Origin of the sequence: Azospirillum sp. A1-3, assembly GCF_023806445.1 — a bacterium.
Taxonomy (GTDB): Bacteria; Pseudomonadota; Alphaproteobacteria; order Azospirillales; family Azospirillaceae; genus Azospirillum.
In genome coordinates this window covers 1,396,875-1,423,857 of record NZ_JAMSLU010000001.1, presented here as the reverse complement: position 1 = coordinate 1,423,857, position 26,983 = coordinate 1,396,875, and the positions used below count along the sequence as shown (strand labels likewise).

Below are 26,983 nucleotides of genomic sequence, written 5' to 3'. Positions count from 1 at the left end.
CGGGGTATTGCCCCGGACCGCGCGCCATCGTCGGCGCGTCGCTGCGGTTCGGGTGAACGGTACCGCCCATAGCGCCTTCACAGGAGGACGCGCACATGTCGGCAGTCGCCGTAGAGACCACTACTTCCGCCCACAATCCACTCGACGTGGTCGAGGAGATCGTCACCGCCAACGAATGGCCCTTCGACCGCGCCACCGAGGACGAGCTGGTCGTCGAGATCGGTGGGCGCTGGTGCGATTACCGGCTTTATTTCGTCTGGCAGCCGGACGTCAGCGCGATGCAGTTCTCCTGCCAGTTCGACATGAAGGTCCAGGCCGCCCGCCGCACCGCCGTCGCCGAACTGCTGGCCGAGGTCAACGGCCGCATGTGGCTCGGCCATTTCGACGTTTGCTCGGAGGAGCACACGCCGATGTTCCGCCAGACCATGCTGCTGCGCGGTTCGCGCGGCGCCGCGGTGGAACAGCTGGAGGATCTGGTGGAGATCGCCCTGTCGGAGTGCGAACGCTTCTATCCGGCTTTCCAGTTCGTGATCTGGGGTGGGAAATCGGCGTCGGAGGCGGTGTCCGCCGCCATTCTCGACACCATGGGCGAAGCGTAAAAAACAAGAAGTCTCAAGCGAGGGGAAGGTCTAGGTCATGACGGCGGAATCGGGTGCGTCGCTGCTGCTGGTCGGTTGCGGGAAGATGGGCGGGGCGATGCTGGACGGTTGGCTGGCCGCCGGGATCGCGTCGCGCGTCGTGGTGGTCGACCGCGCCGGTCTGCCGCAGTCGGTGGCGGGCGATTCGCGCGTCACCCTGGCATCCGGTGCCGACGCCCTGCCGCCCGGCTTCGTTCCCGACGTGATCGTCCTGGCGGTGAAGCCGCAGGTGATGGAGGAGGCGCTGCCGTCCTACCGCGCCCTGGTCCGCCCCGGTACCGTCTTCCTGTCGATCGCCGCCGGCAAGACCATCGCTTATTTCGAGCGGCTGCTGGGGGAGGGGGCGGTCGTCGTCCGCTCCATGCCCAACACGCCGGCCGCCATCGGCCGCGGCATGACCGTCGCCGTTCCGAACGCCCGCGTCAGCGCCGCCCAGCGTGATCTGTCCGACCGCCTGTTGCGCGCCGTCGGCGACGTCGCCTGGGTGGAGGACGAGGGGCTGCTGGATCCCGTCACCGCCGTGTCCGGCAGCGGTCCGGCCTATGTCTTCTTCCTGGTCGAGGCGATGGCCAAGGCTGGCGAGGCCGCCGGTCTGCCCGCCGATCTGGCGATGCGGCTGGCCCGCGCCACCGTGTCCGGCGCCGGCGCCCTGCTCGACGCCTCGCCGCAAGAGGCCGCCGACCTGCGCAAGGCGGTGACCAGCCCGAACGGCACCACCCAGGCCGCCCTTGAGGTGCTGATGGCGCCGGAAGGCATGCAGCCGGTGATGACCGCCGCCATCGCTGCCGCCGCCCGGCGGTCGCGCGAACTGGCTGGTTGAGGAGGCGCCGCCGTGACGACCCTCAGCCCCTCCGCCGCCCGTGTCCAGGCACTGCTGGACAGCATCGGCCTCAACCATCATGTGGTCGAACATGAAGGCAGCACCCGCACCTCGGAAGACGCCGCCAACTCCGTAGGCTGCGAGGTCGCGCAGATCGCCAAGTCTCTGATTTTTCGTACCAAGGAGACCGGGCGCCCGGTCCTGGTCGTCGCCAGCGGCGCCAACCGGGTGGACGAGAAGGCGGTCGGGCGGCTGATCGGCGAGAAGATTGAGCGCGCTGACCCTGAATTCGTCCGCGAGTCGACCGGCTTCGCCATCGGCGGCGTTCCGCCCATCGGCCATGCCGTCCCGCCTCTGGTGCTGATCGACGACGACCTGCTGCGGCTGGAGACCATCTGGGCCGCCGCCGGCACCCCCAACGCCGTCTTCCGCCTGACCCCCGCCGATCTGGTCAGCATGACCGGCGGCCGGGTGGAGACCGTGCGCAAGGCATAACTGAAGGGGTGGACGGGTGACGTTCGCCCGTCCGCACACCATTTTATCAGGCGATCCTTGTCGCCTGGAGGTGGTGCCATGTCCGACATGTCGTCCGACAAGCCTGAAGACAACAGCTTTCGCTCAGACCCCGCCCGGGATTATGCGGACCCCGACGCCCTCGACCGTGCCGTGGCATCGGCGGCGATGGGGCTGGCGGCCGAGAAAGGCTGGCGCCACGTCGGCCTGCTGGAGGTCGCGCACACCGCCGGCATCCCGCTGTCGCGCTTCCATCACCGCTTTCGCGGGCGTGCCGACCTGCTGGCGGCGGTATCGCGGGTCGCCGATGAGACCGTCCTTGCCGGGGATATCGCCGCCGATCCGACCGAATCGGCGCGCGACCGGCTGTTCGACGTGATGATGCGCCGCTTCGACGCTCTGCGCCCCTTCCGCGACGGCCTGCGTTCCGTCGTGCGCGACCTGCCGGCCGATCCGGCGACCGCGCTGGCCTTCTCCTGCGCCTTCGGCCGATCCATGGCCTGGATGCTGCGCGCCGCCGGGATCGACCCGGACCAGCGCGGCGGCGCGGCGCTGGTCGCCGGTCTCGGCACCGTCCATGCGCGGGTGATGCGGGTGTTCCTGAACGACGACACCGCCGACCTGTCGCGCACCATGGCCGCGCTCGACAACGCGCTGCGCGGGGCGGAGCGCTGGGGCGCGACTTTCTGCCGCTGGACCCGGTCGCGCGGGCCGCTGGGCCGGTCGTCGGGAACAGAGTCCATGTCGTCAGGCATTTAGCGACGGGCGGGCGTTCCGCGGCGGGGGCTTCCTCCCGCCAAGGTTATGCTGCGGCGCAAAAAACCGGATTGACTAACTTTTCGGCACTCTGCATAGTCGGCCTCTGTAATGTTGCGACGCAACATGTCCGTATTCAGATGCGGGCAGCAAACACCGATACCGGGATGAGAAACATGGCCAAGATCAGCGGTAACCCCTTCCTCGAATTCGATCCGTCCAAGCTGATGGGCGACCTGAAGGTGCCGGGCGTGGACGTCGAGTCCATCATCGCCAGCCAGCGCCGCAACATCGAGGCGGTGACCGCTGCCAACCAACTGGCCTTCGAAGGCTTCCAGGCCATCGTCCGTCGTCAGGCCGAGGTGCTGCGCACTGTCGCCGAGGACGTGAACCGCGCCGTCGGTGAACTGACCGCCGCCGGCACCCCGGAAGAGAAGGCCGCCAAGCAGGCCGATCTGGTCAAGGCCGCCTTCGAGAAGTCGCTGTCGAACATCCGCGAGCTGAGCGAGATGATCGCCAAGTCGAATACCGAGGCCGCCGAGATCCTGACCAAGCGCGTGTCGGACAGCCTGGACGAGGTCAAGGCCGCCATCGCCAAGGCGAAGTCCTGATCCTCTCCGGTCCGCCGGAAATCAGCGAGGAGGGGTCGCCATCGGCGGCCCCTTTTTCGTTTGTGCCGGATGGTCCGGACCTGTCTTCCCGGTTCCGGTCCCGATCCTGGCGCGTTACCCTGGCGCCGATCGCAAGAACCGCATCGGACCCGTCATGACCATCTCCTACGACGATTTCACCAAGGTCGACATCCGTGTCGGCACCATCCGCGCCGTCGATGCCTTTCCGGAGGCGCGCAAGCCGGCCTACAAGCTGACCATCGATTTCGGCGGTGAGATCGGCACCAAGCGCAGCTCTGCCCAGATCACCAGCCACTACGCCGCCGACGCGCTGGTCGGCCGTCAAATTCTGGCGGTGGTGAATTTCCCGCCCAAGCGAATCGGCCCTTTTACCAGCGAGGTGCTGTGCCTGGGCCTGCCCGACGCCGAGGGCGCGGTGGTGCTGGTCGGCCCGGATCACGCGGTCCCGGACGGAGCACGGCTGTTCTGATTTCGACCGTCTTCCTGTGGCAGTATGAAAGATTCGATCATACCATGCCTACGGAAAAATCACCCCGAGGTTGAATTCATAAAGATCTCGTAAGGCGACAAGTTGCCGCAGGAGTCGTATGTATTTTAAATGAATGCACCCTAAACCACGATGGCATAGTGCGGCGCGACAGCGATCTCGCATCTGCAACATGTTTTCCTGGTGGATGGCACTCATGGACGCCCTGCGCGCCTTCGTCGGCCGGCTTTCGATCTCCACGAAAGTCACCCTGTTGAACCTCTTCGGCATGCTGATCCTCAGCACGGCGATCCTGTTCGCGATCGGTCAGGTGATCGTCCGTGACCTGGAGCGGCAGGCGATCGAGATGCAGCGGCTCAGCATGGACATCGCCTGGTCCTCGCTGCAGGAACGCGGCGGCCAGTTCTCCGTCGCCGACGGCAAGCTGCTGCTGGACGGTGTCGTGATGAACGACAACAACCTCGTGGTCGACAAGATCAAGCGCATCACCGGGGGTACGGCCACCCTGTTCCTGGGCGACCGCCGCATCGCCACCAACGTTGCCAAGCCCGACGGCAGCCGCGCCGTCGGCACCACGCTGGCGCAGGGCCCGGCCTATGACTCGGTGCTGCGCCAGGGCGTTCCCTTCCGCGGCATGGTCGATATCCTGGGCGAGCCCTATTACGCCGCCTATGACCCGATAAAGGACGCCGCCGGCAAGCCGGTCGGCATCCTTTATGTCGGCATCAAGAAGGCGGAGGTGTTCAAGACCTTCGACGACAGCATGCGCTTTGCCACCATGCTGGTGGTGATCTGCGCCCTGGTTCTGGCGGTGCCGGGCTATCTGGTGTCGCGTTGGCTGCTGCGTCCGCTGGGCCAACTCAACCAGGTGATGACCGCGCTGTCCTCCGGTGACCTGACCGCCAGCGTCGCCGGCGCCAGCCGCCTGGATGAGATCGGCGCGATGTCGCGCTCCGTCCTCGTCTTCCGCGACGGCATGGCCGAGGCGGAACGTCTGCGCGCCGAGCAGGAGCATCAGCGCATCCAGGGCGAGGCGCAGAAGCGCAAGGCGCTGCAGTCGATGGCCGACACGGTGGAGCAGGAAAGCCGTAGCGCCGTCGAGCGGGTCGCCGCCCGTACGCAGGAGATGGACCGCAACGCCGACGCCATGGCGAAATCGGCCGGGCTGGTCGGGTCCAACGCGCAGAACGTCGCCGCTGCGGCGGCCCAGGCGCTCAGCAACGCCCAGGCGGTGGCCTCGGCTGCCGAGCAGCTCTCGGCTTCCATCGAGGAGATCGGCAATCAGGTCGGCCATGCCGCCGGGGTCACCCGCGCCGCCGTCGCCGCCAGCAACCGGACCGAAAGCACCATCGAATCGCTGTCCTCGGCGGTCAGCCGCATCGGCGATGTGGCGGAACTGATCCAGGGCATCGCCGCCCAGACCAACCTGCTTGCCCTGAACGCCACCATCGAGGCGGCGCGGGCCGGGGAGGCGGGTAAGGGATTCGCCGTCGTCGCCGGCGAGGTGAAGAACCTCGCCAACCAGACTTCGCGCTCGACCGAGGAGATCTCGCGCCTGATCGGCGAAATTCAGTCGGTCACCGCCCGTAGCGTGGAGGAGGTGCGCGACATCAGCCGCACCATCGGCGAGATCGACGCCATCTCCGGCACGGTGGCCGCCGCGGTCGAGCAGCAGGCTTCGGCGACCCAGGAGATCTCGCGCAATGTCGGTCAGACCGCCGGTGCCGCCACCGACGTCTCGACCCGCATCGACGAGGTATCGCGCGAGGCCAAGGTGACGGAGGAGCGCGCCGACATGCTGCGCGCCGGGGCGTCGGAAGTGACCCACAGCATCGACGAGCTGATGCATGTGCTGGTCCGCGCCGTACGCACGGCGACCGACGACGTGGATCGCCGCAGCGTGCCGCGCTATCGCGTCGAGGCACCCTGCATCGTGGAGGGGGCGGAGGGGCGCCTGACGGTGCGGCTGCTGGACATTTCCCGCCATGGCGCGGCGCTTGGCGAGGCCGACTCCGTCGGCGCACGCGGCACCCTGCTGTTCGACAGCCTGGGCTTGGCGCTGCCCTTCGACGCCTTCAATCGGGAGGAGGGGGTGGTGCGCGTCCGCTTCCGGCTGGCCGAGATCGACCGTCAGGTCTTTGACGCCCGCTTCGACCGTTTCGAAGAGGCGATGGCCGGCCGCCGCTTGGCTGGCTGATCCCGGTTCGCCGGATCAGGTCTGGCTGGGCGGCACTGCTGGACCGCGCGAATCCTGCGCGGTCCTGGCCTGTCGTTCAAACCCCGGCCCGGCGGGCGGCAGCGGCATGAACGTGCGGCGGGGTCATGCCGGTCCGCGCCTGTTCCAGGGCACCCTGCTGCCGGGCGGCGAAGACGCCGGCCTCCGTCCGGTTGCGGAAATGCAGCTTGGACAGAACGCTGCGCACCATCGACTTGATGACCGCTTCCGACAGGTCCAGCGCGTTGGCGATGGTCCGGTTGTTCATGCCCTCGCCCAGCAGGCGTAGCGTCTCGAACTCCGGATCGGACAGGCGCGGCAGCAGCGTCAGCCGGATCTCGTCGACGCCGAGGCGTGACAGGAACTGCTTGGGCATCAGGCAGTGGCCTTCCAGCCCCAGGTCCAGCAGCTCGTTGATGCGGTCAACGTTCAGATCCTCGAACACCCACGCGTCGGCGAAGGCCAGGATATGGGCGGCGTCCAGCAGCTCACGCGACGATAGCACGACGACGATCCGCGAGCGGCGGGACAGCCGCAGATAGACCATCGGTTCGTTCTCGCGCAGCGCGGTGAACTGCTGCAGCCCGATCAGGATCGCATCCGGCGTCAGCGCGCTCTGCGTCAGCTCCCCGATATCGTGCAGAACCGTGACCCGGTGGCGACCGCCACGGTCCAGTTGCTGGACCACGTTCTCGGTCAGCGCGTTGTTGTCGAGGATCAGGCAGACATGCATGGGAGTCACCGCGTTGCGGGTCTGGTGAGATGCTTTCTCATGGGCGTACTCATGGTGTGTGTGCATGGGTCAGCTCTGTCTGGAGGAGGCATCCACGGCCGGCCCGGCTCAGGGCATTGCCGCCTGCGTCTAAGGGTTGAAGAGGAACCGGCCGGTTGGCCCAGGCACGTCATCATAAAACTCACGTCATCCGGAAAATTATTGTGGACATCGAAGTATTGCGGCGCGGACTGCAAACTCCCCCTTCGTCGGGATCGGGAAAGTCCTGTTCGCACCGCGTGATTTAGAAATGAACCGGGCTCCGCGTAAATCAGGCGATGGATGATCAGCCAAGATCGCTTATCGTCTCCTTGTTGGTCGCCTCAGGTTTCGAAACGGTAACACCTATGGAATGATGTGTGCTGAGCGGGTCACAGGGGAATGCGCGTTGGTACAGGCATCCATCAGGGATATCCTTTCGGTTTGGTCGCTGGTTTTTCTTACTCTTCTGCGCGTTCGAATCGGGATAAACCAAATCCTTGCCACACGAACGCCGCAAAGATGGCAAGGTTCCAGAAAAATTCCCGTCACTAATGGAGACAACAGGTCTCTTTTCGAATGATCCCGATCGGGCCAAGTGAATCCGATGCGCTCGCGCGATAACTCTGTTCGCACACGCAGAAGAAACTATGACTTTCGGCGGAAGCAATTCTTGGTCGTGCCATGACCAAAGGTGCCTCGAAGGGGCATGCCGGCTTCGAATGACCTATGGCCCTTGTCGGGATACAGGGTCCCGACCGATCGTGGTATCAGATACCCAACACAGCGAAGAACAAGCCCACAACGGCAGACGGTCTTCCGGCCGATGTCCGAAGAGGGCGCACAGACCAATCGACCACCAAGCCATGTATTCGGCGCGAATGTGGTGATCCGGGTGCCGCGGGGGCGTGCCGGACAACAGACAACAGCCCTGACGGGCGGTCGTTCGCAAGCGGACGGCACCGGCAAGGGTCGGCGAGCGAGGATGACGGGGACCATGAAGATTCTGATCGGGGACGACCATCTGCTGTTTCGCGAAGGTCTGCGGCGTCTGCTGGAGCAACTTCAGGGCGAGGCCAGCTTCGTCGAGGCCGGGACCTTCGACGAGGTGCTGGACCAGTGCCGGGCCGGCAGCACCTTCGACATCATCCTGATGGACCTGCATATGCCGAACTGGCCGGGCTTCGACGGCCTGCGCGAGATCCAGGCGCTGCAGCCGGGCGTGCCGGTGGTGGTGATCTCCGCTTCGGAGGCTCTGGGCGATATCCGCGGCGCGCTCGATCATGGCGCGACCGGCTACATCCCGAAGTCGAGCAGCGTGAAGGTGATGATGGGCGCCCTGAACCTGGTGTTCTCGGGCGGCATCTACCTGCCGCCGGGCGCGCTCACCGCCAGCATGGAGGCCGCGCCGCGCCGCCGCACGGTGGACATGTCCGACCGCAGCGCCGGTTACGGCCTGACCCAGCGCCAGCGCGAAGTGCTGGAATGCCTGCGTCTCGGCAAGTCGAACAAGCAGATCGCCTATGAACTGGGCCTGTCGGAAGGCACGGTGAAGATCCACGTCACCGCCATCTTCAAGTCGCTGGGCGTCAAGAACCGCACCCAGGCGGTCATCGCCGCCGCAGCCATGTCGGCGTAAGTTCAGACAGCATCGACCTCAGACAGCATCGACCTCAGACTGCATCGACCGATCCGGGGCACGTACGGGTCGCGGAACTGGGCCGCCGGGGGAACCCCTCCGCGGCCCGTTTTCTTTTGGCGGCAACGGCCGGACTCCCGTCCACGGCAGTGAGCCTCTTGACCCGGCGGGTTGCCCGATGCTATCCGCCCCTCTTGATCTTGTGGAATCATCCGTCCGGTCCACCGGCATGAGGAGGTTCCGCCTGACCCGCGCCGCCATCCGGGCCGTGCGCGACGCCGCCACCGCAGGGACGCAACCGCAGCGCCATGAGCGATATTTTCCGCGAAGTCGACGAGGATCTGCGCCGGGACCGCGCGGAGCACCTGTTCAAGAAGTATGGCGGCGCCATGATCGCCGCGGCCGTTCTGGTCGTCGCCGGCACCGGCGGCTACAGCTACTGGCGCCATTGGCAGGCGCAGCAGAAGCAGGAGCAGACCGCCGCGCTGGTCACCGCCATTTCGCAGAGTGCCCAGGGACCGGAGAAGGGGGTGGAGGCACTGTCGGCCTTCGCCGGCTCCGCCAAGCCCGACCTCGCCGCCATCGCCCAGTTCAACGCCGCGGCGCTGCTGATCCGCCAGAACAAGCCGGACGAGGCTGCGACCATCTATGACGGCATCGCCGCCAACGGCTCCGTGCCCGCCGAATACCGCGACCTCGCCACCCTGCTGGCGGTGACGCAGCGTGCGGAAAAGGGCGACCCGGCCCAGCTGACGGCGAAGCTGCAGCCGCTGGCCGCCGACACCAGCCCCTGGCGCTTCACGGCGCGCGAACTGACCGCGATGCTGGCCGCCCGCGCCGGTGACACGGAAAAGGCGCGCACGCTCTACAAGCAACTGGCGGATGACCAGCAAGCGCCGTCGGGCGTGCGTGGCCGTGCCGCCGATCTCGCCTCCCTCTACGGCAAGGGCTGATCCAGGGCCATGAAGAACAACAAGATGAAGGCCGGCTCCATCCGCCGCGCGGCGCTGCTGTCCGCATCGCTGCTGTCCGTCTTCCTCGCCGGCTGCGACACCGTGGACAGCTGGTTCGGCAAGACGCCGGATCCGCCCCTGCCGGGCAAGCGCGTCGCCGTGCTCCAGCGCGAGCGCAAGGTGGAGCCGGACGCCCAGCTCGCCGCCGTCGCCGTCACCGTGCCGCCGCCGGTCGCCAACGCGGCCTGGGCGCAGCCGGGCGGCACGCCGGACCATGTGCTGGGCAACCTCGCCCTGTCGGCCAACCCGTCCGACGCCTGGCGCGCCGACATCGGCTCGGGCTCCAGCAGCTCGCGCGCGCTGCTCGGCACGCCGGTGATCGCCGACGGCCGCATCTTCGCGATGGACGCCGACTCGCATGTCTCCGCGCTGAACGAGCGCAGCGGCCAGTCGCTGTGGCGGGTCGACACCCGGCCGGAGAACGAGCGGGGCGGGGCCACCGGCGGCGGCGTCGCCTATGCCGACGGCCGCGTCTATGCCGCCACCGGCTTCGCCGAGGTGCTGTCGCTCGACGCCGCCACCGGCAAGATCCTGTGGCGCAAGCGCATCGCCGGCCCGGTCCGCGGCGCGCCGACGGTGGCCGGCGGTCGTGTGCTGGTCATCACGCTCGACAACCAGACCATCGCACTCTCCACCGACGACGGTGCGGTGCAGTGGTCGCAGCAGGGCATCCTGGAGACCGCCGGCCTGCTCGGCGCCGCCAGCCCTGCCGCCACCGGCACGCTGGTCGTCTCCCCCTATTCGTCGGGCGAGCTGTTCGGCCTGCGTCCGGAAAACGGCCGCGTGTCGTGGCAGGACAGCCTCGCCGCCATCCGCCGCACCGGCCAGCTGAGCAATCTGGCCGACATCCGCGGCCTGCCGGTGGTCGATCGCGGCAACGTCTACGCCATCGGCCATTCCGGCCGCATGGTCGCCATCGATGAGCGAATCGGCGCTCGCATCTGGGAAACGGAGATCGGCGGCGTCCAGACCCCCTGGCTGGCCGGCGACTACCTGTTCACCGTCACCAACGACCAGGAGGTCGTCGCGGTGGCGCGCCAGAACGGCAAGGTCCGTTGGGTGGCGCCGCTCGCCCGCTTCAAGGATCCGGAGGACAAGTCGGGTCCGATCGTCTGGTCCGGCCCGGTGATGGCGGGCAGCCGCCTGTGGGTCACCGGCTCAAACGGCCAGCTGCTCGGCCTGTCGCCGTCGGACGGCCGGGTGGAGGTGACCCGTTCGCTCCCCACCGGTTCCTACTTGCCGCCGGTCGTTGCCAACAACACTCTATATGTGCTGTGCGACAACGGAACGCTGGTCGCGTTCCGCTGATCGCGGATTTCCTCCGTCTGTTGTGAAAGGCCTTTGGCCCCATGTCGTTCACCGTGGTCCTCGTCGGTCGGCCGAATGTCGGCAAATCGACTCTCTTCAACCGTCTGGCCGGCAAGAAGCTGGCCCTGGTGGACGATACGCCGGGCGTCACCCGTGACTGGCGCTCGGCCCCGGCCCATGTCGGCGGCCTGTCCTTCACGGTGGTCGATACCGCCGGCCTGGAGGACGTGACCGACGACAGCCTGGAGGCGCGCATGCGCCGCCAGACCGAGCAGGCGCTGGAGCGCGCCGACGTGGCGCTGTTCATCATCGACGCCCGCGCCGGCATCACGCCGCTGGACCGCCATTTCGCCAACCTGCTGCGCCGGAGCAAAACCCCGGTCCTGCTGGTCGCCAACAAGACCGAAGGCAAGGCCAGCCAGCCGGGCATGTTCGAATCCTACGAGCTGGGCCTGGGCGATCCGATCCCGTTGTCCGCCGAGCATGGCGAGGGCATGGCCGATCTGGTCGAGGCGCTGCTGCCCTACGCCCCGCCGGAAGACACCGGCGAGGTCGAGGAGAAGGACGACGGCTACGATCCCTCCATCCCGGTCGGCGACCAGCCGGAGCCGGAGGAGGACCGCAGCAAGCCGATCCAGATCGCCATCGTCGGCCGCCCGAACGTCGGCAAATCGACCCTGCTGAACAGCCTGTTGGGCGAGGAGCGCGTGCTGACCGGCCCGGAGGCCGGCATGACCCGCGACGCCATCTCCGTCGATTGGGAATGGCGCGACCGCCGTTTCAAGCTGGTCGACACCGCCGGCATGCGCCGCCGCGCCCGTGTGGACGAGAAGGTGGAGAAGCTGGCGGTCGCCGACAGTCTGCGCGTTATCCGCATGGCGAATGTCGTGGTGCTGGTGGTCGATGCCGCCGCCATTCTCGACAAGCAGGACCTGACCATCGCGCGCCTGGTGATCTCGGAGGGCCGCGCCCTGGTGATCGCCGTCAACAAGTGGGACACGGTCGATGACCGCGCCATGGCCCTGCGTCAGGTCGAGGACAAGCTGCAGGCCTCGCTCGGCTACATCAAGGGCGTGAAGGTCGTCACCATCTCGGCGCTGAAGGGCCACAAGCTCGACACGCTGCTGGACGGCGTGCTGGAGACCTACACCGTCTGGAACCGCCGCATTCCGACGGCGCAGCTGAACCGCTGGATCGAAGGCGTTCTGGAGCATCATCCGCCGCCCCTGGTCGAGGGTCGCCGGGTCAAGATCCGCTATGTCACCCAGGTGAAGACCCGTCCGCCGACCTTCGCGCTGTTCGTGAACAAGCCGCTGGATTTGCCGGAAAGCTACCAGCGCTACCTGACCACCCACCTGCGCGACAGCTTCGACATGCCCGGCGTCCCGGTACGCCTGCTGCTGCGCAAGGGCAAGAATCCGTACGCCGAGGATTGATCCAGCGATCTTCTCCCTCACCCAGACTATACGCTGGGCGAGGGAGGAAACGGCGTGGGTCGAACTCCGCCAAAGGACCGGCCCAGCTCAATAATGGGGCGGCGGACGGTCGTCCTGCGGGGAGGCGATGGCGTATTCCGCCGCCTCCACCCGGTCGCGCATGCGCCTCAGCTGGGCGGTCAGGCGGTCGATGGTCTGGCCTTGGGCGAAGATGACCTCGGACATCTCCTCCGCCATGCGCTCGTGATGGGCGAGGCGGCTTTCCAGATCGGCGAGGCGTTGTTCGAGAGCGGGATCCATTAGGCACCGGTCAAGGAATGGGAAAACGGGGAACGGGCCGCAAGATGGACCATTCCCCGGTCTGGGTCGAGGTGCCTTTCCGCTCACACCATCGCGGTGGTGCCGGCCAGCCAGCCGGACAGGCCGGTCAGCACCAGCACCGTCAGGCTGGCCAGCCGCAGGGTCAGCGGCGCCATCGCCAGCCCGCCCATCAGCTTGTCATTCCGCAGCAGCAACAGCATCGGGATCAGGATGAAGGGCAAGGTCAGCGCCAGCACCACCTGACTCAGCACCAGCAACCCATCCACCGCGCCGTCGCCCGCACTGCCCAGAACCGCCAGCGCCGGGATCAGCGAGGCGCCGCGGGTGATCAGCGCGCGGGTGATCGGGCGCAGGCGCAGGTTCAGGAAGCCTTCGGTCACCATCTGCCCGGCCATCGTGCCGGTGGTGGTGGAGCTTTGGCCGGCGGCCAGCAGGGCGATGGCGAAGACCAGCGCGGCGCCGCCGCCGATGCTGCTGCCCAGCAGGGCGTGCGCGTCCTCGATGCCGGGGGCGCTGCCGGTTCCCACGCCCTCGAAGGCGACGGCAGCCACCGCCAGGATGGAGCCGTTGACCAGACCGGCCAGGGCCAGCGCGGTCGACAGGTCGATGGTCAGCCAGCGGGCGGCCTGCCGGCGCTCCTCCTTCGTCTTCACCTCGGCCAGCCGCGCCCGCACCAGACCGGAGTGCAGGAACAGATTGTGCGGCATGACGGTGGCGCCGATGATGCCCAGCGACAGGTACAGCATCTCCGGATCGCGGGCCAACTCGACGCTCGGCATCAGGCCGGCCAGCAGGGCGGCGGGGTCGGGGTGGGCGATCACCAGTTCCCAGGCGAAGCAGACCACCAACACGCTCATCAGTGCGCCGACGACCAGTTCGGGGGTGCGGCCACGGGCACCGGGCAGGGCCAGGATGCCGAAGGTCAGCACGGCGGAAATCACCACACCGGCCATGATCGGGATGCCGAACAGCAGCTTCAGCGCGATGGCGCTGCCCAGCAGCTCGGCCAGATCGGTGGCGATCATTGCCAGTTCCGACACCGCCCACACCACCATCGCCACAGGGCGCGGGAAACGCTGGCGGATCAGCCGGGCCAGATCGGTGCCGGTCGCCAGCGTCAGCCGGACGATCAGCCCTTGCAGGAAGATACCGGCCAGACTGGCGATCAGCACGGCCGACAGCAGCGCGAAGCCGAAGCTGGAGCCCGCCGCGATGTCCGTCGCCCAGTTGCCGGGGTCCATATACCCGACCGCCACCACGAAGCCGGGGCCGAGCATCGTCCAGAAGCGGCGCCCGCCCGCCGGGGAGGCGGTGCGGACGGTATCGGCGATTGTGGGGGATGCGGTCTTCACGCCGGTTGCTCCTGAACATTCCGATGGCGGCCAGACGCTTGGCTGCCAATGCAACATGGCAGGGTATTTCGATAGCGTACAGTCGATGATTTCTAACATCGAGATAGGCGTTACCTATCGATGTGGATGCTCTGCCAAGGCAGGTCCAGTTCAGAACAGCGCTGCGGTCACTTCGTTCGCAGTGCAGCAGTGCCATGCGGACGAATTTCGCCGGGAACCATCCGGGATGTTCAGCGTCGGCGCGGGCCGAACCGCTTGCGCGGAGCGCCGCGGAAGCCGGCGGCGGGCGGCGGCTCGCGGCGGCGGGTGCGGGACGCCAGCGCTTCGGACAGGCGTTGGCCGATCGCGTCGCGGGCGCTACGCACGCGGTCGCGGTCGGGCAGGGCATCGGGGAACTTGCGCGAGGCCCAGAAATAGAGATCGCAGGCGCGTGATGCCGCTTCCAGCACCTCGGCGGCCAGCCCGTCGAACCGCGCCGGGATCAGCCGGGCGAGCGGCAGCACTTCCCCCGCCTCCACCGCATCAAGGATGGCGGCGAAGACCTTGGTGTCCTCCGGCTCCTCCAGATCGGCGGGGGCAAGCAGCAGGTCGAGCTTGGCAGCCAGAGCCAGCCGCCGCGCGTCCAGCATCGGCGCAGCGCGGCGGAGTGCCGACAGGTCGGCCAGCCGGAAGGGGGAGCCGGCGGTGGCGGCGCTGCCGAAACACTCCACCAGCAGCCGGGTCTCGGCGCTGTCGATGTGGCTGGCGAGGCGGGCCAGCATGGTGCGGTTCGGTCGGACGGGCAGGGGGGCGTCGGCATGCAGGCGGCGGTCGGGCGCCTCCAGCAGGCGCTTCAGGGTGGCGGGGGTGCTGCGGGCGATGACGCCGAAATGTCCTTCCTCGAACTGGCCGAAGCGGCCGGCGCGGCCGGCGATCTGCTTCACCTCCGTCGCGGTCAGCGGGCGGACGCTGCTGCCGTCGAACTTCTCCAGCGCGGTGAACAGGACGCGGCGGCAGGGCAGGTTCAGCCCCATGCCGATGGCGTCGGTTGCCACCACCACGTCGGCCTCGCCGGACAGGAAGCGCGCCGCCTCGCGCCGCCGCACCGCCGGGGCCAGCGCGCCATAGATGGCGGCGACCGACAGGCCTTGCGCCAGCAGCGTGTCGCGGACGCTGTGGACCTCGCGGCGGGAGAAGGCGATCAGGGCGTCGCCGCGCTCCACCTCCGCCCAATCGAGCCGGCGGTCGAGCATCGACAGCGGGGTCTTGCGGTCGAGTTCCACCACCTCCAGCGCTTCGCCGAGATGGGCGGCGGCGCGCTCCACCAGCGGGCGGACTTCTGGTGCGCCGAGGATAAAGACGGTCTCGGCCGGCACGCCCATCAGCGCGGCGGTCCAGGCCCAGCCGCGTGCCGGGTCGGCCAGCATCTGGATTTCGTCGATCACCGCGACCTCGACCGGGCGGTCCGGGTCCATCACCTCGATGGTGGACGCGGTGTGGCGGGCGCCGGGGGTGCGGATTTCCTCCTCCCCGGTGATGAGCGTGGTGGGGGTGCCTTCGGCGTTCAGCCGCTCCATCACCTCCAGCGCCAGCAGGCGCAGCGGCGCCAGATAGACGCCGTCGCGCGCTTCGCAGAGCGCGCTGATGGCGCGGTGGGTCTTGCCGGAGTTGGTCGGGCCGATCACCAGCACCAACTTGCGGTTCATGCCGCGCGCCACCGGGAACAGCCGTTCGAAGCGGGAGAAGTCGAAATGGCGGTCGACATAGAGCCGGCCGCGCGCCTCCGCCCGGTCGCGGCGCCACTGGTCGTACTCGCGGTCCCAGCGGTCGAGCAACTCGTCGGCATCCGTCCGGTTGCGGGCGGCCTTGCTCAGGCGGTCGGCGAGGCTGGCGAAGCCCCAGTCGGGATTGTCGCCAGCCCGCTCCGCCAGATCGCGCAGCCGGGCGGCGACGCGGGACAGCGCATCGTCCAGGGCGGTGCGCAGGGCTGGGTCATGGTCGAGCCGGGCTGACAGTTCGGTGTCGGACAGGTCCGACAGGTCCAGCGCGTCGAACGTGCGGGAGACTTGCAGACGGATGGCCGGAGCCATGCCGGGCCAGGGCAGTTCGTCGCTGCGGACGGCGCGGACGCGGGTGCGGTCCTCGCAGGACAGCAAGGCGGTGTGGCTGCCGGCGAGCGCGCGGCGGCCCTGGGCCAGCAGTGCGTCGCGGCGGTGGGCGCGGTCGATGCGGCCGGTGATTTCCAGCAGGATGGCCTCGCGCCGCTCCGCCGGGACCAGAAGGTCGCGCTTGCCCTTGGGTAGCGGCAGGCCAAGCGGCACCAGCCCGCGCGCCTCGGCGTCATGCATCCGCAACACGCCGGCGGCCCCCAGCGTCGTCACCTCCGGATGGGCGACGGCGAGGTCGTGGACCAGATGCGGGTCGGCGGCAGGCGTGTTGGTATCGTCTGTCATGAAGCCTGTCCGGAGGCGATGTGGTGCAGCACGATGCCGCTGGTGGTCGCCACGTTGAGGGAATCGAAACCGCCGGCCATAGGGATGCGGACGCTGCGGGCGCGGGCAAGCAAGGCAGGTGGCAGGCCCGGCCCCTCCGACCCGAACAGCAGGGCGGCGCGGCTGGGTGGGGTTAGCGCAGCCAGCGTCTCGGCACCGGCGGGGCTGAGCGCCACCGCCTCGAACCCGAAGCGGTCGAGCAGGGCGAGCGGGTCTTCGCCGGCGGCAAGCTTTGCAGTCGGCACCAGCAGGGTTGCGCCCACCGACACGCGGATCGCCTTGCGGTAGAGCGGATCGCAGCAGCCGGGATCGAGGATCACCGCATCGGCACCGAAGGCGGCGGCGTTGCGGAAGATGCCGCCCATGTTGTCGTGGTTGCCGATGCCGAACAGCATGACGATCCGGGCGACCGGGCCGCAGGCTCCCAGCAGGTCGGCCGCGTTGGGCACGTCGATCTTCTCGCCGACTGCCAGGATGCCGCGGTGCAGCGGAAAGCCGGCGATGCGGTCGAGCACCGCTTGTGTGGCAGTGTAGACGGGGGTGTCCGCAGGCAGCGCGGCCAGCATCGGCTCCAGCGCCGCCACCCGCTTGTCGGCGATCAGCAGCGAGCGGGCGCGATAGCGGGTGGACTGGACGAGGCTCCGCACCACCACCGCCCCCTCCGCGATGAACAGCCCGTCACGGCCGACGAGGTCACGCTCCCGCACGTCGCGGTATGGCTCGATGCGCGGGTCCTCGGGGTCGGTGATCGGAATGATGGTGGGCAAGGGAACGCTCGGTCTCTGGGGTGTGCGCCTAGTTAGTGCATGTGGGGGCGGGTTTCCAATGCCATGGCGTCCGCGTGCAGATCTTCCTCCATGGGCATACCCCCTTGCCGATACTCAGGACCCTGCTCATGTTGCGGTGCAGCAAGAAAATGGGGATGCGCCGGACATGACCATGATCCGAAGGCTGTGGAACCGCATGCGTGGCAGGACGAAGCCCGCGCCGCGCGCTCTGCCGGCGGAACCGCTGGAGCTGTCGGGGCCGGGGCCGATGCTGGCCCTGCCGCGGCCCAAACCGACGCTGGCGCTGGCGTTGCAGGGCGGTGGCGCGCATGGCGCCTTCACCTGGGGCGTGCTCGACCGGCTGCTGGAGGAGGATATCCGGCTGGTCGGCGTCAGCGGCGCCAGCGCCGGGGCGATGAACGCGACGATGCTCGTGCAGGGCTGGGCGAGGGGCGGTCGCGACGGCGCCCGGGCCGAACTGGCGAATTTCTGGGAGCGGGTGAGCGCCGCCGGCCGGCTGGGGCCGATCCGGCCGAGCGTAACCGACCGGCTGCTCGGCCGCTGGAACGTCGATCACGCGCCGGGGACCCATCTGGTGGACTGGGCGCGGCGCTGGGTTACCCCCTATCAGACCCAGGCGGCCGATTTTCACCCGCTGCGCGGATTGCTGGCGGAGATGGTGGAGCCGGACCTGATCCGGCGGAGCGGGCTGCGGCTGTTCGTCAGCGCCACCAATGTGCGCAGCGGCGCCTTGCGGCTGTTCGACGAGACGGAGGTTCAGGTCGACCATCTGTTGGCCTCCGCCTGCCTGCCGCACCTGTTCCGCGCGGTGCGGATCGACGGGCAGGAGTATTGGGACGGTGGCTATCTCGCCAACCCGCCGCTGTCCCCGCTGGCGGAGACCTGTCCCGGCGCCGACCTGATGGTGGTGGCGATCAACCCCTTCACCTGCGCCACCACGCCGGAGGACCCGGCCGGCATCGCCGCCCGGCTGAACCAGATCACCTTCAATGCCGCCCTGTTGCAGGAGATGCGCTGCCTGTCGGCCCGTCCCGACGCCCCGCGCCTGCATCTGATCGGCGCCGACGAGCATTTGCAGGATTTGGGGCTCTATTCGAAGCTGATGACCGACTGGAGCTTCCTGAACTGGCTGCGCGACGCTGGGCGCGAGGCGGCCGGTCGCTGGGTGGAGGAGAACCTGCAAGCCGTCGGCGTGGAAGGCACCGTCCAGTCGCCGGCGCTGGCCTGACGCTCACTCCGCCGGGTGCTGCCCCGTCGGTTGCTGTTGGGCGTCCGGATCGGTATGGGCGAACCAGCGCTTCATCCGGCGCGACAGCCCGTCCAGATAGGTCAGCGCCACAGGCACCACCAGCAGCGTCAGGATGGTGGAGGACAAGAGGCCGCCGATCACCGCATGAGCCATCGGTGCCCGCTGCTGCGCGCCCTCGCCGATGCCGAGCGCCAGCGGGGTCATGCCGAAGATCATCGCCGCGGTGGTCATCACGATGGGGCGCAGGCGGATGATGCCGGCCTCCACCAGTGCATCGTGCAGGCTGGCGCCGCGTTTGCGCGCCTGGTTGGCGAAATCGACCAGCAGGATGGCGTTCTTGGTCACCAGACCCATCAGCATGATGAAGCCGATGGCGCTGAAGATGTTCAGCGTCGATCCCGCCACCAGCAGGCCCAGGAACACGCCGACCAGCGACAAGGGCAGCGAGGCCATGATGGCCAGCGGTTGCAGGAAGCTGCCGAACTGCGAGGCGAGGATCAGGTAGATCAGGATGACGGCGAGCGCCAGCGCCTGCGCCGCGTAACCGCTGGTCTCGGCGATGTCCTTGGTGGAGCCGCCGAAGACGATGCGGTAGCCGGGCGGCAGTTCAATCTTCGCCAGGGCCGCCTGCAACTCGCGTCCGGCATCGCCGGCGGCGCGGCCCTGGACGTTGGCCTGGACATTCACCTCGCGCTGCAGGTCGCGCCGGTTGATCTGCGACGCGCCGAGCGTCGTCGTCACATCCGCCACCTGGGACAGCGGGATCATGCGCGGCGTGCCGTTGGCGTCCATCCCGCCGGATAGATAAATGCGGTCGAGGTCGGCGCGGCCGGCGCGGGCAGCCTCCGGCAGGCGGACCAGCACGTCGTAACTCTCGCCGTCCGGCGCCTTCCAACTCGATACCGTGTCGCCGGCGAACAGCGGGCGTAGCGTGTCGGCGACTTTTTTGGTGCCGATGCCGAGATCGCTGGCGAGGTCGCGCTCCAGCCGGACGGCGAGCGTCGGCTTGGCCGCCTTCAGGGTGCTGTCGACATCCACGAAGCCGGGGATGGCGCGCATGGCGCCGATGACCTTCTGCGACAGCCGGTCCAGCTCTGCAATGTCGCGGCCCTGCACCGACACCTGGATCTGCTTCTGCACGCCGCCGACGCCGGGGATGGCGATGCCCATGGTGACGCCGGGGATCGCCGACAGCCGTTGGCGCAGCAGCGGGGCAAGGTCGTTCGGCGAGCGCTTGCGCTGATCGATGGGGACGTAGCGTAGATAGATGCTGCCGCGGTTGTGGCCGATCGACACGCCGGTGTTGACGGTGCTGTAGGTGTAGGCGATTTCCGGGAACTCGCGGATCGCCGCCTCGACCTGCTTGGTCTTGGCGGTGGTCGCGGCGAGCGAGGAGCCGACGGGGGTTTCCACCTCGACGATCTGCTCGCCCAGGTCGGCGGCGGGAACGAACTCCACGCCGATGCGCGGGACCAGCAGGAAGCTGCCGAAGAAGATCGCCAACGCCGCGATCATCACCACCCAGCGCCGGCGCAGGCCCCAGCGCAGCAGCCGGCCATAGCCGTGCGAGACGGCGGTGAAGCCGCGCTCGAACGCTGCCGCGAAGCGGCCGAAAATGGAGCGGCCGTGTTTGCCGTGCGCCGCCGGGTCGTACCACACGCTCGACAGCATGGGATCGAGCGTGAAGGAGACGAACAGCGAGATCAGCACCGCCGCCGAGACGGTGATGCCGAATTGCAGGAAGAAGCGGCCGATGATGCCGCCCATGAAGGCGACCGGCAGGAACACCGCGACGATGGTGAGCGTGGTCGCCAGCACCGCCAGCCCGATCTCCGCCGTGCCGTCGAGCGCCGCCTGCCGGTGGCCCTGGCCGCGGGCGAGGTGGCGCATGATGTTCTCGCGTACCACGATGGCGTCGTCGATCAGGATGCCGATGGCGAGCGACAGCGCCATCAGCGTCATCATGTTCAGCGTGAAGCCCATCGCCGCCAGCATGCCGAAGGTGCCGAGCACGGCGACCGGCAGGGTCAGGGCGGTGATGACCGTGCTGCGCCAGGACCCCAGGAAGACCATGACGATCAGGATGGTCAGGATGCCGCCCTCGACCAGCGTCTTCTGCACGTTGCTGAGCGAGTTGGTGATGCCGCGGGAACTGTCGCGCACCACCGCCAGCGTCACGTCCGGCGGCAGGGAGCCGTTGGTCCGCAGATCCCCGATCGCCGCCTGCAGGCCGCGCGCGACCTCCACCGTGTTGGCGCCCTGGACCTTGACCACATCGACCGCCAGCGCCGGGTTGCCGTTCAGCAATGCTGCGGAGTCCTGTTCCTCCTGCCCGTCGATCACCTCGGCGACCTGACCCAGCCGCACCGGGCTGTTGCCGCGGCGGGCGACGATCAGGTCCAGCAGGTCGCGCGGGTTGCGGACGCGCCCCTCCACCTGCACCACGCGCTCCCGCCCCTGGCCGGTGACGGTGCCGGCGGGGACGTCCTGGTTCTCACCCGTGACGGTGGCGATCACCTCGTCGACGCCGACGTTCAGCGCCTCCAGCTTTTCCGGCTTCAGGCGAACCAGGATCTGGCGCTTCACCCCGCCGGCGATGGTGGCCTTGCCGACGCCGCGGACGTTCTGCAGGCGCTTCAGGATGATCTGGTCGGTGAGCGTGGTGAGATCGCGCAAGGACCGCAGGTCCGACGTGACGGCGATGGACAGGATCGGCTGGTCATCCGGGTTGAATCGGGTGATCTGCGGATCCTTCACCTCGTCCCGGAAAGTGGCGCGGATGGCCGAGACCTTTTCGCGCACGTCCTGCAACGCCTGGACGGAGGAGGTCTTCAGGTCGAACTCCGCGATCACCACCGACTGGCCCTCGTAAGAGCGCGAGGTCAACGTCTTGATGCCGGCGATGGTGTTGATCGCATCCTCGACCGGGCGGGTGATGTCGGTTTCCACCGTCTCTGGGCTGGCGCCGGGATAGCTGGTGCTGACCACCACCACCGGGAAATCGACGTCGGGAAACAGGTCGACGCCCAGCCGGTTGTAGGAGAAGAGGCCGAGCACCATCAGCGCCACCATCATCATGGTGGCGAAGACCGGGTTGTCGACGCTGATGCGGGTGATCGGCATGGCGGCTGCTCCCGATCAGGCGCCGGCAATCGTGACGGGACGGCCGGCGGTCAGGCCGGGCAGGTTGCCGGTGACCACGCGGTCGCCCGGCGTCAGCCCCTCCACCTGCACCAGATCGCCGCGCGCCCACGATCCCACGCGCGTGACGGGCCGGCGTTCGGTGCGGCCATCGGCGATGACCAGAACGAAGTCGCCCTGCTCGTCATGGCGGACGGCGACCGGCGGCACGGCAATGGCTTGCGCGGCCTGCGCCACCAGAACCTCGCCGCTGGCGAACATGCCCCCGCGCAACGCGCCGTCCTTGTTGTCGATCGTCACATAGACGGGGATGGCGCGCGACCCCGCCCGCGCCATGGGGTTGATGCGGGCGACGCGGCCGGCGAACTCCCGCTCGCCGAAGCCTTCCACCCGCAGGGTCGCCGCCTGGCCGACGGCGAGCCGCGCCACCTGCTCCGCCGGGACGGTCGCCTCGACCTCCACCCGCGACAGGTCGACGATGGTGAACATGGCGGCGTTCACCGCCAGATTTTCCCCCGGATTGACGGAGCGGGTGGCGACCATGCCGTCGATGGGGCTGACCACCACCGCGTCGCGCAGGGCCTTGCGCGCCAGTTCCACCTGGGCGGCCAGCGCATCGACCTGCGCGCGCTGGAAACCGAAGCTGCTCTCGGCCTGATCCAGGCTGGTGTCGGAAACGATGTTGCTGCGGTTCAGCGTGCGGTTCTTGGACAACGTCTTTTCGGCCAGCACCATCTGGGCGCGGGCGCCCTCCAGATTGGCCTGCTTCTCGTTCAGGCGGGCGGACAGCTCGACCGTGTCGAAGCGGGCCAGCACATCGCCGCGGCGGACCGCCTGCCCCTCGCGCACCAGCACCTCGGCCAGCCTCGCGGCCACTTCCGCCTTCACCGCCGACTGCTCCATGGGGGAAACGGAACCACTGAGGCGCACGGTTTCCGTCAACGCGCGCGGCGCGACCGCCGTCACTTCCAACGCCGTCAGTTCCACCGGTCGTTCCGCCGCCGGGACAGGCGGGGCGGGGGGAAGCGCCGCCGGGCTGCTTGCACGCCACAGGGCAACCCCGCCGCCGGCCGCGAGCACGACCAGAAGGACCAGCAACAGCCGACCGAACCGCCGCCGCGGACGGGGCGAGGGCGGGGCATAGCCCTGCGGCGAAGGCCGCTGGGGCTGCAAAGGCTGGGGAGCCGGTGGGAAGGTCCGTTGCGGGGCGGTCATGATCGTCGATCCAATTCGGCCGGCCCTTCGCGGTCGAGGCGGCGTCGGTTGAGGGCGTGGCCGGTGCCTTCCATTAGGGGTGGCGCGGATGTTCCGTCAAGGTTCTCATTGTCGCGCCTTATGACAGGATGGGAGCACGGCATGGTCCTATCCAGATGGGCAGCGAAGATTGGCATACCAGCATTTGTCAAAAATCCTAATTGTCGACTTCGTTACAAGGGATAAATCGGGCAACTTTGAGGCATCTTCGGGACAGGATTCGACAAACGGCCGTGATGTCGCTTGACAGGCGTGGCCTATACATTGAAAAGCGATCCAACTCTTGTCCCGCCCGCGCCAACAGCACGGAAATTCACTCGTGGTCATACGAAACCTCGCGACGATCAACGCCGCCGGTGCAATGCTGTGCCTCGCCCTCGGTCTGGCCGGCTGCGCCTCCGAAGCGCCGCAGGTGCAGACGGCCCCGCCGGTCGAAGCCGCCTATGTCCCGGACCCGAACGATCCGCTGTCGCGCTGGGTCCCGCTGATCCGCGAGGCTTCCCAGAAATACGACATGCCGGAGAAATGGATCCGCGCGGTGATGATGCGGGAGAGCAATGGCCGTGCGACCACCAACAGCGGCAAGGTGCTGACCAGCTCCGCCGGGGCAATCGGGCTGATGCAGGTGATGCCCGGCACCTATGAGCTGATGCGGACACAGTACGGTCTCGGTCCCGACCCGTCGAACCCGCGCGACAACATCATGGCCGGCACCGCGTATCTGCGCGAGATGTACGACCTGTTCGGCGCTCCCGGTTTCCTGGCGGCCTACAATTGCGGCCCGGCCTGCTATGCCCAGCATCTGGCCGGCAAGCAGCGACTGCCGCGCGAAACCAAGATGTATCTGGCGGCCCTGACCCCGGTTCTGCGCGGCGCTGCGCCGCGCGAGCCGTCGCAGGCCGCCGGCGCCTCGGCCATCGAGGTCGCGGTGGTGCCGGACGACGCACCGAAGCCGCAAGGCGGCAGGCCGACCGCCCCGCCGCAGCGGTCCGAGCCGGCGCCGGTTGTCGTCGCCTCTGCCGCGCCGGACTCCCGCGCCCCCGAATCCCGTGCGGTCGAGCCGCGCCGGATGGAACCGCATCCGGCCGAGCCGGCACCGACCCCGGACCCGGCCCCCGTGGCGGTGGCGTCGCTGCCCGCACCCGCGCTGCCCGCCGCCAAGCCGGTCCAGGTCGCCAGTCTCGACTCGCCGCCGCCGACCACGCATCGGGTCAGCCCGCAGTTCACCACGCAGGTCGCCGAAGCGCTGCTTCCCCCGCAATCGGTCGGCAAGGGCGAGCGCGTGGTGATGCGCTTCGTCTCCCAGCGCGCCGACGGCTGCGGCAGCCTCGCCGGCCGCGACCGCGCCTGCGTCGCGCTGGCCGACGCGCGGTAGGAAGCGATGGCGGTCGGCTCCCGCGTCTCCACGGTGGAGGCGGAGAGCCGCCGCCCACCACCGGGCCAGCGTGAGCCGGACAATTTTTTGCGCCATTGCGGTCTGATTTGATCCGTATCACTTACGGATCGCCTCACCACTGGCATAACGGTGAGATGGACCGGTCCGAACACACATCCAGCCCATATCCCCCCTGCAGCTGTTGCGGTGAAGAGGTGCTGCTTGGCGAACCCATGTACTGGACGCCGGAGCGGCCCGGCCGCGTCTGGCACGACCTGTGCGCCCAGCGGGAAGGCCTCCTGCCGGCCAGCCCCAAGCCTGCCCGCGGCAAGCGGCGCAGTCCCAGGACGCAGGCGGTCGAGTCGCTGTTCTGAGGTGCAACTGAACGGGCAAAAGAAAAGGGGCGGTTTCCCGCCCCTTCGTCCTTCACCAGCGAAAGATTTCGCCTCACCTCATTCCCACTCGATGGTCCCCGGCGGCTTCGACGTGATGTCGTAGACCACGCGGTTGACGCCGCGCACTTCGTTGACGATGCGGTTGGACACGCGCGCCAGGAAGTCGTGGGGGAAGGGGTACCAGTCGGCGGTCATGCCGTCGGTGGAGGTCACGGCGCGCAGAGCCAGCACATGGTCGTAGGTGCGGCCATCGCCCATCACGCCGACGGTGCGGACCGGCAGCAGAACGGCAAAGGCCTGCCAGATCGCGTCGTAGAGGCCGGCGTTGCGGATTTCCTCCAGATAGATCGTGTCGGCCTTGCGCAGGATCTCCAGCTTCTCCGGCGTGATCTCGCCGGGGACGCGGATGGCGAGGCCCGGGCCAGGGAAGGGGTGGCGGCCGATGAAGGCCGGCGGCAGGCCGAGTTCGCGACCCAAAGCGCGCACCTCGTCCTTGAACAGCTCGCGCAGCGGCTCCACCAGCTTCAGCTTCATCCGGTCCGGCAGGCCGCCGACATTGTGGTGCGACTTGATGGTGACCGACGGGCCGCCGGTGAAGGACACGCTCTCGATCACATCGGGGTAGAGGGTGCCCTGGGCCAGGAACTCCGCACCGCCGACCTTGGCGCTCTCCTCGTCGAAGACGTCGATGAACAGGCCGCCGATGATCTTGCGCTTCTGCTCCGGGTCGGTGACGCCGGCCAGCTTGCCCAGGAACAGGTCCGATGCCTCGCGGTGGACCAGCGGGATGTTATAGTGGTCGCGGAACAGCCGCACGACCTCTTCCGACTCGCCGGCGCGCATCAGGCCGGTGTCGACGAAGATGCAGGTCAGCTGGTCGCCGATGGCCTCGTGGATCAGCACGGCCGCGACCGACGAATCGACGCCGCCGGAGAGGCCGCAGATCACCTTGCCCTTGCCGACCTGGGCGCGGATCTTCTCGATGGCCTGCTGCTTGAAGGCGGCCATGGTCCAGTCGCCCTTGATGCCGGCGACGCGGTGGACGAAGTTCGCCAGCAGCTGGGCGCCGTGCGGGGTGTGGACCACCTCCGGGTGGAACTGCACGCCATACATGCGGCGTTGGTCATTGGCGATGGCGGCGAAGGGGGCGCCATCGCTGACCGCCACGGCGCGGAAGCCGTCGGGCAATGCTGTGACGCGGTCGCCGTGGCTCATCCACACCTGTTCCTTCGACCCGACCTCCCACAGCCCGTCGAACAGGGCGCAGGGCTCCTTGATCTCGATGAAGGCGCGGCCGAATTCGCGGTGGTCGGAGCCGGAGACGTTGCCGCCCAACTGCTGGCACATCGTCTGCTGACCGTAGCAGATGCCGAGCACCGGGACCTTCAGGTCGAACACCGCCTGCGGCGCGCGCGGGCCGTTCGCCTCGGTGACGGAGGCCGGGCTGCCGGACAGGATGATGGCCTTCGGGTCATACTCGCGGATACGCTCGTCGCTCATGCCGAAGGGATGGATTTCGCAATAGACCCCGCTCTCGCGCACACGGCGGGCGATGAGCTGGGTGACCTGCGACCCGAAATCGAGAATGAGGACGCGTTCGGCGGAAAGGGAAGCGGCGCTGGACATCGACGAATCCTGATGCGGGGGACTCAAGGCCCCTCACTACCGCACCTCCGGCCCCGCCGACAAGCGTGCAAGCGGCGTCAGGTCGCGCCAGCCATAGGCGATCTCCACCAGATCGGTGCTGGCGAAGCGGATCGGCCGTTCCGCGACCTTGATGCCGCCCAACCGTTCGTAGAACCAGCGCGACGGGTTGTCGCGCAGGCACCACACCGCGGCCGACCGGACGCCGGCCGCCAGGAAGCGGTCGGCCATCGCCGCCATCAGCCGCCGGCCGATGCCGTAACCCTTTGCGTCGTCAAGAAGATAGAGCGCGTGGAACTCCCCCGCGTGGCCCTGCACCGCGACCCGCCGCGTGCCGAAGGAGGCGATGCCGACGATGGTGCCGGGGGCGGCGATCCCGCCGGCGACATCGACGGCGACGAAGGCGCCCTGGCCGGGGCCGCGCGTCTCGGCGATGGCTGCCCAGCGCTGAGCGGCGGCCGGCTCGGACAAATTGACCAGGAACTGCGCCGGGATCAGGCCGGGATAGGTTGACCGCCAGCTCTGCACATGGACGCGGGCGATGCCGTCGGCGTCCGACGCGCGCGCTTGGCGGATTGCGACCGTGGTGTCCGTCATCGACCGACCCTCCCGTGCAGCCTCTATACCAACAGTTTGGGGTGCGGATGCAGGAAGTCCAGCCGGAAAAGGAGGCAGGAATGCGTCACCAACGATAGGGCCGCGCGATTGGCGGGAGGGAGGCCTGCCCCCGGCCCGGTTGTCATCGCGCCGCAACAGGGGTAAACAGCCGGGACTGTTCCGGCGGG

23 protein-coding genes are annotated in these 26,983 nt (G+C 68.4%); 14 read left to right on the top strand and 9 right to left on the bottom strand.

Going from position 1 to position 26,983, the window contains the following annotated elements:
* The first annotated feature begins 95 nt into the window (after positions 1 to 95).
* The 7 genes from M5E06_RS06755 (at position 96) to M5E06_RS06725 (ending at position 6,043) form a co-directional block, all read left to right on the top strand.
* Complete coding sequence (locus tag M5E06_RS06755; RefSeq protein WP_085089634.1) at positions 96 to 599, top strand: type III secretion system chaperone family protein; 504 nt, start codon at positions 96 to 98, stop codon at positions 597 to 599.
* 37 nt (positions 600 to 636) lie between these two features.
* Positions 637 to 1,458 (top strand): pyrroline-5-carboxylate reductase, encoded by an 822-nt coding sequence (gene proC, locus M5E06_RS06750; RefSeq protein WP_252137610.1) that lies wholly within the window; start codon positions 637 to 639, stop codon positions 1,456 to 1,458.
* 12 nt (positions 1,459 to 1,470) lie between these two features.
* Complete coding sequence (locus M5E06_RS06745) at positions 1,471 to 1,953, top strand: YbaK/EbsC family protein (protein WP_252137609.1); 483 nt, start codon at positions 1,471 to 1,473, stop codon at positions 1,951 to 1,953.
* Between the two features lie 78 nt (positions 1,954 to 2,031).
* Positions 2,032 to 2,730 (top strand): TetR family transcriptional regulator, encoded by a 699-nt coding sequence (locus tag M5E06_RS06740; RefSeq protein WP_252137608.1) that lies wholly within the window; start codon positions 2,032 to 2,034, stop codon positions 2,728 to 2,730.
* Positions 2,731 to 2,903: 173 nt separating this feature from the next.
* A complete protein-coding gene (locus M5E06_RS06735; protein WP_109149970.1) occupies positions 2,904 to 3,338 on the top strand; it encodes a phasin family protein in 435 nt (144 codons plus the stop codon).
* Positions 3,339 to 3,492: 154 nt separating this feature from the next.
* Positions 3,493 to 3,828 (top strand): tRNA-binding protein, encoded by a 336-nt coding sequence (locus M5E06_RS06730; RefSeq protein WP_252137607.1) that lies wholly within the window; start codon positions 3,493 to 3,495, stop codon positions 3,826 to 3,828.
* Positions 3,829 to 4,042: 214 nt separating this feature from the next.
* Complete coding sequence (locus M5E06_RS06725; protein ID WP_252137606.1) at positions 4,043 to 6,043, top strand: methyl-accepting chemotaxis protein; 2,001 nt, start codon at positions 4,043 to 4,045, stop codon at positions 6,041 to 6,043.
* Positions 6,044 to 6,119: 76 nt separating this feature from the next.
* Here the strand turns inward: M5E06_RS06725 and M5E06_RS06720 are convergent, their stop codons facing one another.
* The gene (locus M5E06_RS06720; RefSeq protein ID WP_247870533.1) at positions 6,120 to 6,860 is read right to left on the bottom strand and encodes a response regulator transcription factor; all 741 of its coding nucleotides are present in this window, start codon (positions 6,858 to 6,860) and stop codon (positions 6,120 to 6,122) included.
* Positions 6,861 to 7,809: 949 nt separating this feature from the next.
* Between M5E06_RS06720 and M5E06_RS06715 the strand changes: the two genes are divergently transcribed.
* From M5E06_RS06715 to der, 4 genes are all read left to right on the top strand, one after another.
* A complete protein-coding gene (locus M5E06_RS06715) occupies positions 7,810 to 8,451 on the top strand; it encodes a response regulator transcription factor (protein WP_085089627.1) in 642 nt (213 codons plus the stop codon).
* A gap of 308 nt (positions 8,452 to 8,759) precedes the next feature.
* A complete protein-coding gene (locus M5E06_RS06710; RefSeq protein WP_109149972.1) occupies positions 8,760 to 9,404 on the top strand; it encodes a tetratricopeptide repeat protein in 645 nt (214 codons plus the stop codon).
* A gap of 9 nt (positions 9,405 to 9,413) precedes the next feature.
* Positions 9,414 to 10,772: an outer membrane protein assembly factor BamB family protein gene (locus M5E06_RS06705; RefSeq protein ID WP_109073111.1), complete on the top strand. Its 1,359-nt coding sequence runs from the start codon at positions 9,414 to 9,416 to the stop codon at positions 10,770 to 10,772.
* A gap of 41 nt (positions 10,773 to 10,813) precedes the next feature.
* Positions 10,814 to 12,208: a ribosome biogenesis GTPase Der gene (gene der, locus M5E06_RS06700; RefSeq protein ID WP_109073112.1), complete on the top strand. Its 1,395-nt coding sequence runs from the start codon at positions 10,814 to 10,816 to the stop codon at positions 12,206 to 12,208.
* A gap of 87 nt (positions 12,209 to 12,295) precedes the next feature.
* Here der and M5E06_RS06695 read toward each other — a convergent pair whose 3' ends face one another.
* From M5E06_RS06695 to M5E06_RS06680, 4 genes are all read right to left on the bottom strand, one after another.
* Positions 12,296 to 12,508, bottom strand: a complete 213-nt coding sequence (locus tag M5E06_RS06695) for a SlyX family protein (protein ID WP_109149974.1) — start codon at positions 12,506 to 12,508, stop codon at positions 12,296 to 12,298.
* An 83-nt stretch (positions 12,509 to 12,591) separates the two neighbouring features.
* Positions 12,592 to 13,881: an Nramp family divalent metal transporter gene (locus tag M5E06_RS06690; RefSeq protein ID WP_252137605.1), complete on the bottom strand. Its 1,290-nt coding sequence runs from the start codon at positions 13,879 to 13,881 to the stop codon at positions 12,592 to 12,594.
* A gap of 230 nt (positions 13,882 to 14,111) precedes the next feature.
* Entirely contained in the window at positions 14,112 to 16,313 is a 2,202-nt protein-coding gene (locus M5E06_RS06685; RefSeq protein ID WP_252137604.1) for a helicase-related protein, read from the bottom strand.
* Complete coding sequence (locus M5E06_RS06680) at positions 16,310 to 17,119, bottom strand: TrmH family RNA methyltransferase (protein WP_252137603.1); 810 nt, start codon at positions 17,117 to 17,119, stop codon at positions 16,310 to 16,312. Before M5E06_RS06680 ends, M5E06_RS06685 begins: the two co-directional genes overlap by 4 nt.
* 166 nt (positions 17,120 to 17,285) lie before the next feature.
* Here M5E06_RS06680 and M5E06_RS06675 point away from each other — a divergent pair, with 166 nt between their 5' ends.
* Complete coding sequence (locus M5E06_RS06675) at positions 17,286 to 18,368, top strand: patatin-like phospholipase family protein (RefSeq protein WP_252137602.1); 1,083 nt, start codon at positions 17,286 to 17,288, stop codon at positions 18,366 to 18,368.
* A gap of 3 nt (positions 18,369 to 18,371) precedes the next feature.
* Here the strand turns inward: M5E06_RS06675 and M5E06_RS06670 are convergent, their stop codons facing one another.
* Both M5E06_RS06670 and M5E06_RS06665 read right to left on the bottom strand, forming a co-directional pair.
* The gene (locus M5E06_RS06670) at positions 18,372 to 21,512 is read right to left on the bottom strand and encodes an efflux RND transporter permease subunit (RefSeq protein WP_252137601.1); all 3,141 of its coding nucleotides are present in this window, start codon (positions 21,510 to 21,512) and stop codon (positions 18,372 to 18,374) included.
* Between the two features lie 15 nt (positions 21,513 to 21,527).
* Positions 21,528 to 22,745 (bottom strand): efflux RND transporter periplasmic adaptor subunit, encoded by a 1,218-nt coding sequence (locus M5E06_RS06665; protein WP_252137600.1) that lies wholly within the window; start codon positions 22,743 to 22,745, stop codon positions 21,528 to 21,530.
* Positions 22,746 to 23,103: 358 nt separating this feature from the next.
* Between M5E06_RS06665 and M5E06_RS06660 the strand changes: the two genes are divergently transcribed.
* Together M5E06_RS06660 and M5E06_RS06655 are read left to right on the top strand one after the other, a co-directional pair.
* A complete protein-coding gene (locus tag M5E06_RS06660) occupies positions 23,104 to 24,159 on the top strand; it encodes a transglycosylase SLT domain-containing protein (RefSeq protein WP_252137599.1) in 1,056 nt (351 codons plus the stop codon).
* Positions 24,160 to 24,374: 215 nt separating this feature from the next.
* A complete protein-coding gene (locus M5E06_RS06655) occupies positions 24,375 to 24,533 on the top strand; it encodes a hypothetical protein (RefSeq protein ID WP_252137598.1) in 159 nt (52 codons plus the stop codon).
* A 78-nt stretch (positions 24,534 to 24,611) separates the two neighbouring features.
* Here M5E06_RS06655 and guaA read toward each other — a convergent pair whose 3' ends face one another.
* Both guaA and M5E06_RS06645 read right to left on the bottom strand, forming a co-directional pair.
* Positions 24,612 to 26,180 carry a glutamine-hydrolyzing GMP synthase gene (gene guaA, locus M5E06_RS06650; RefSeq protein ID WP_252137597.1) on the bottom strand — a complete coding sequence of 523 codons (1,569 nt, stop codon included), beginning with the start codon at positions 26,178 to 26,180 and terminating at the stop codon, positions 24,612 to 24,614.
* A gap of 36 nt (positions 26,181 to 26,216) precedes the next feature.
* Positions 26,217 to 26,795 (bottom strand): GNAT family N-acetyltransferase, encoded by a 579-nt coding sequence (locus M5E06_RS06645; protein ID WP_252137596.1) that lies wholly within the window; start codon positions 26,793 to 26,795, stop codon positions 26,217 to 26,219.
* Between the last annotated feature and the right edge of the window lie 188 nt (positions 26,796 to 26,983).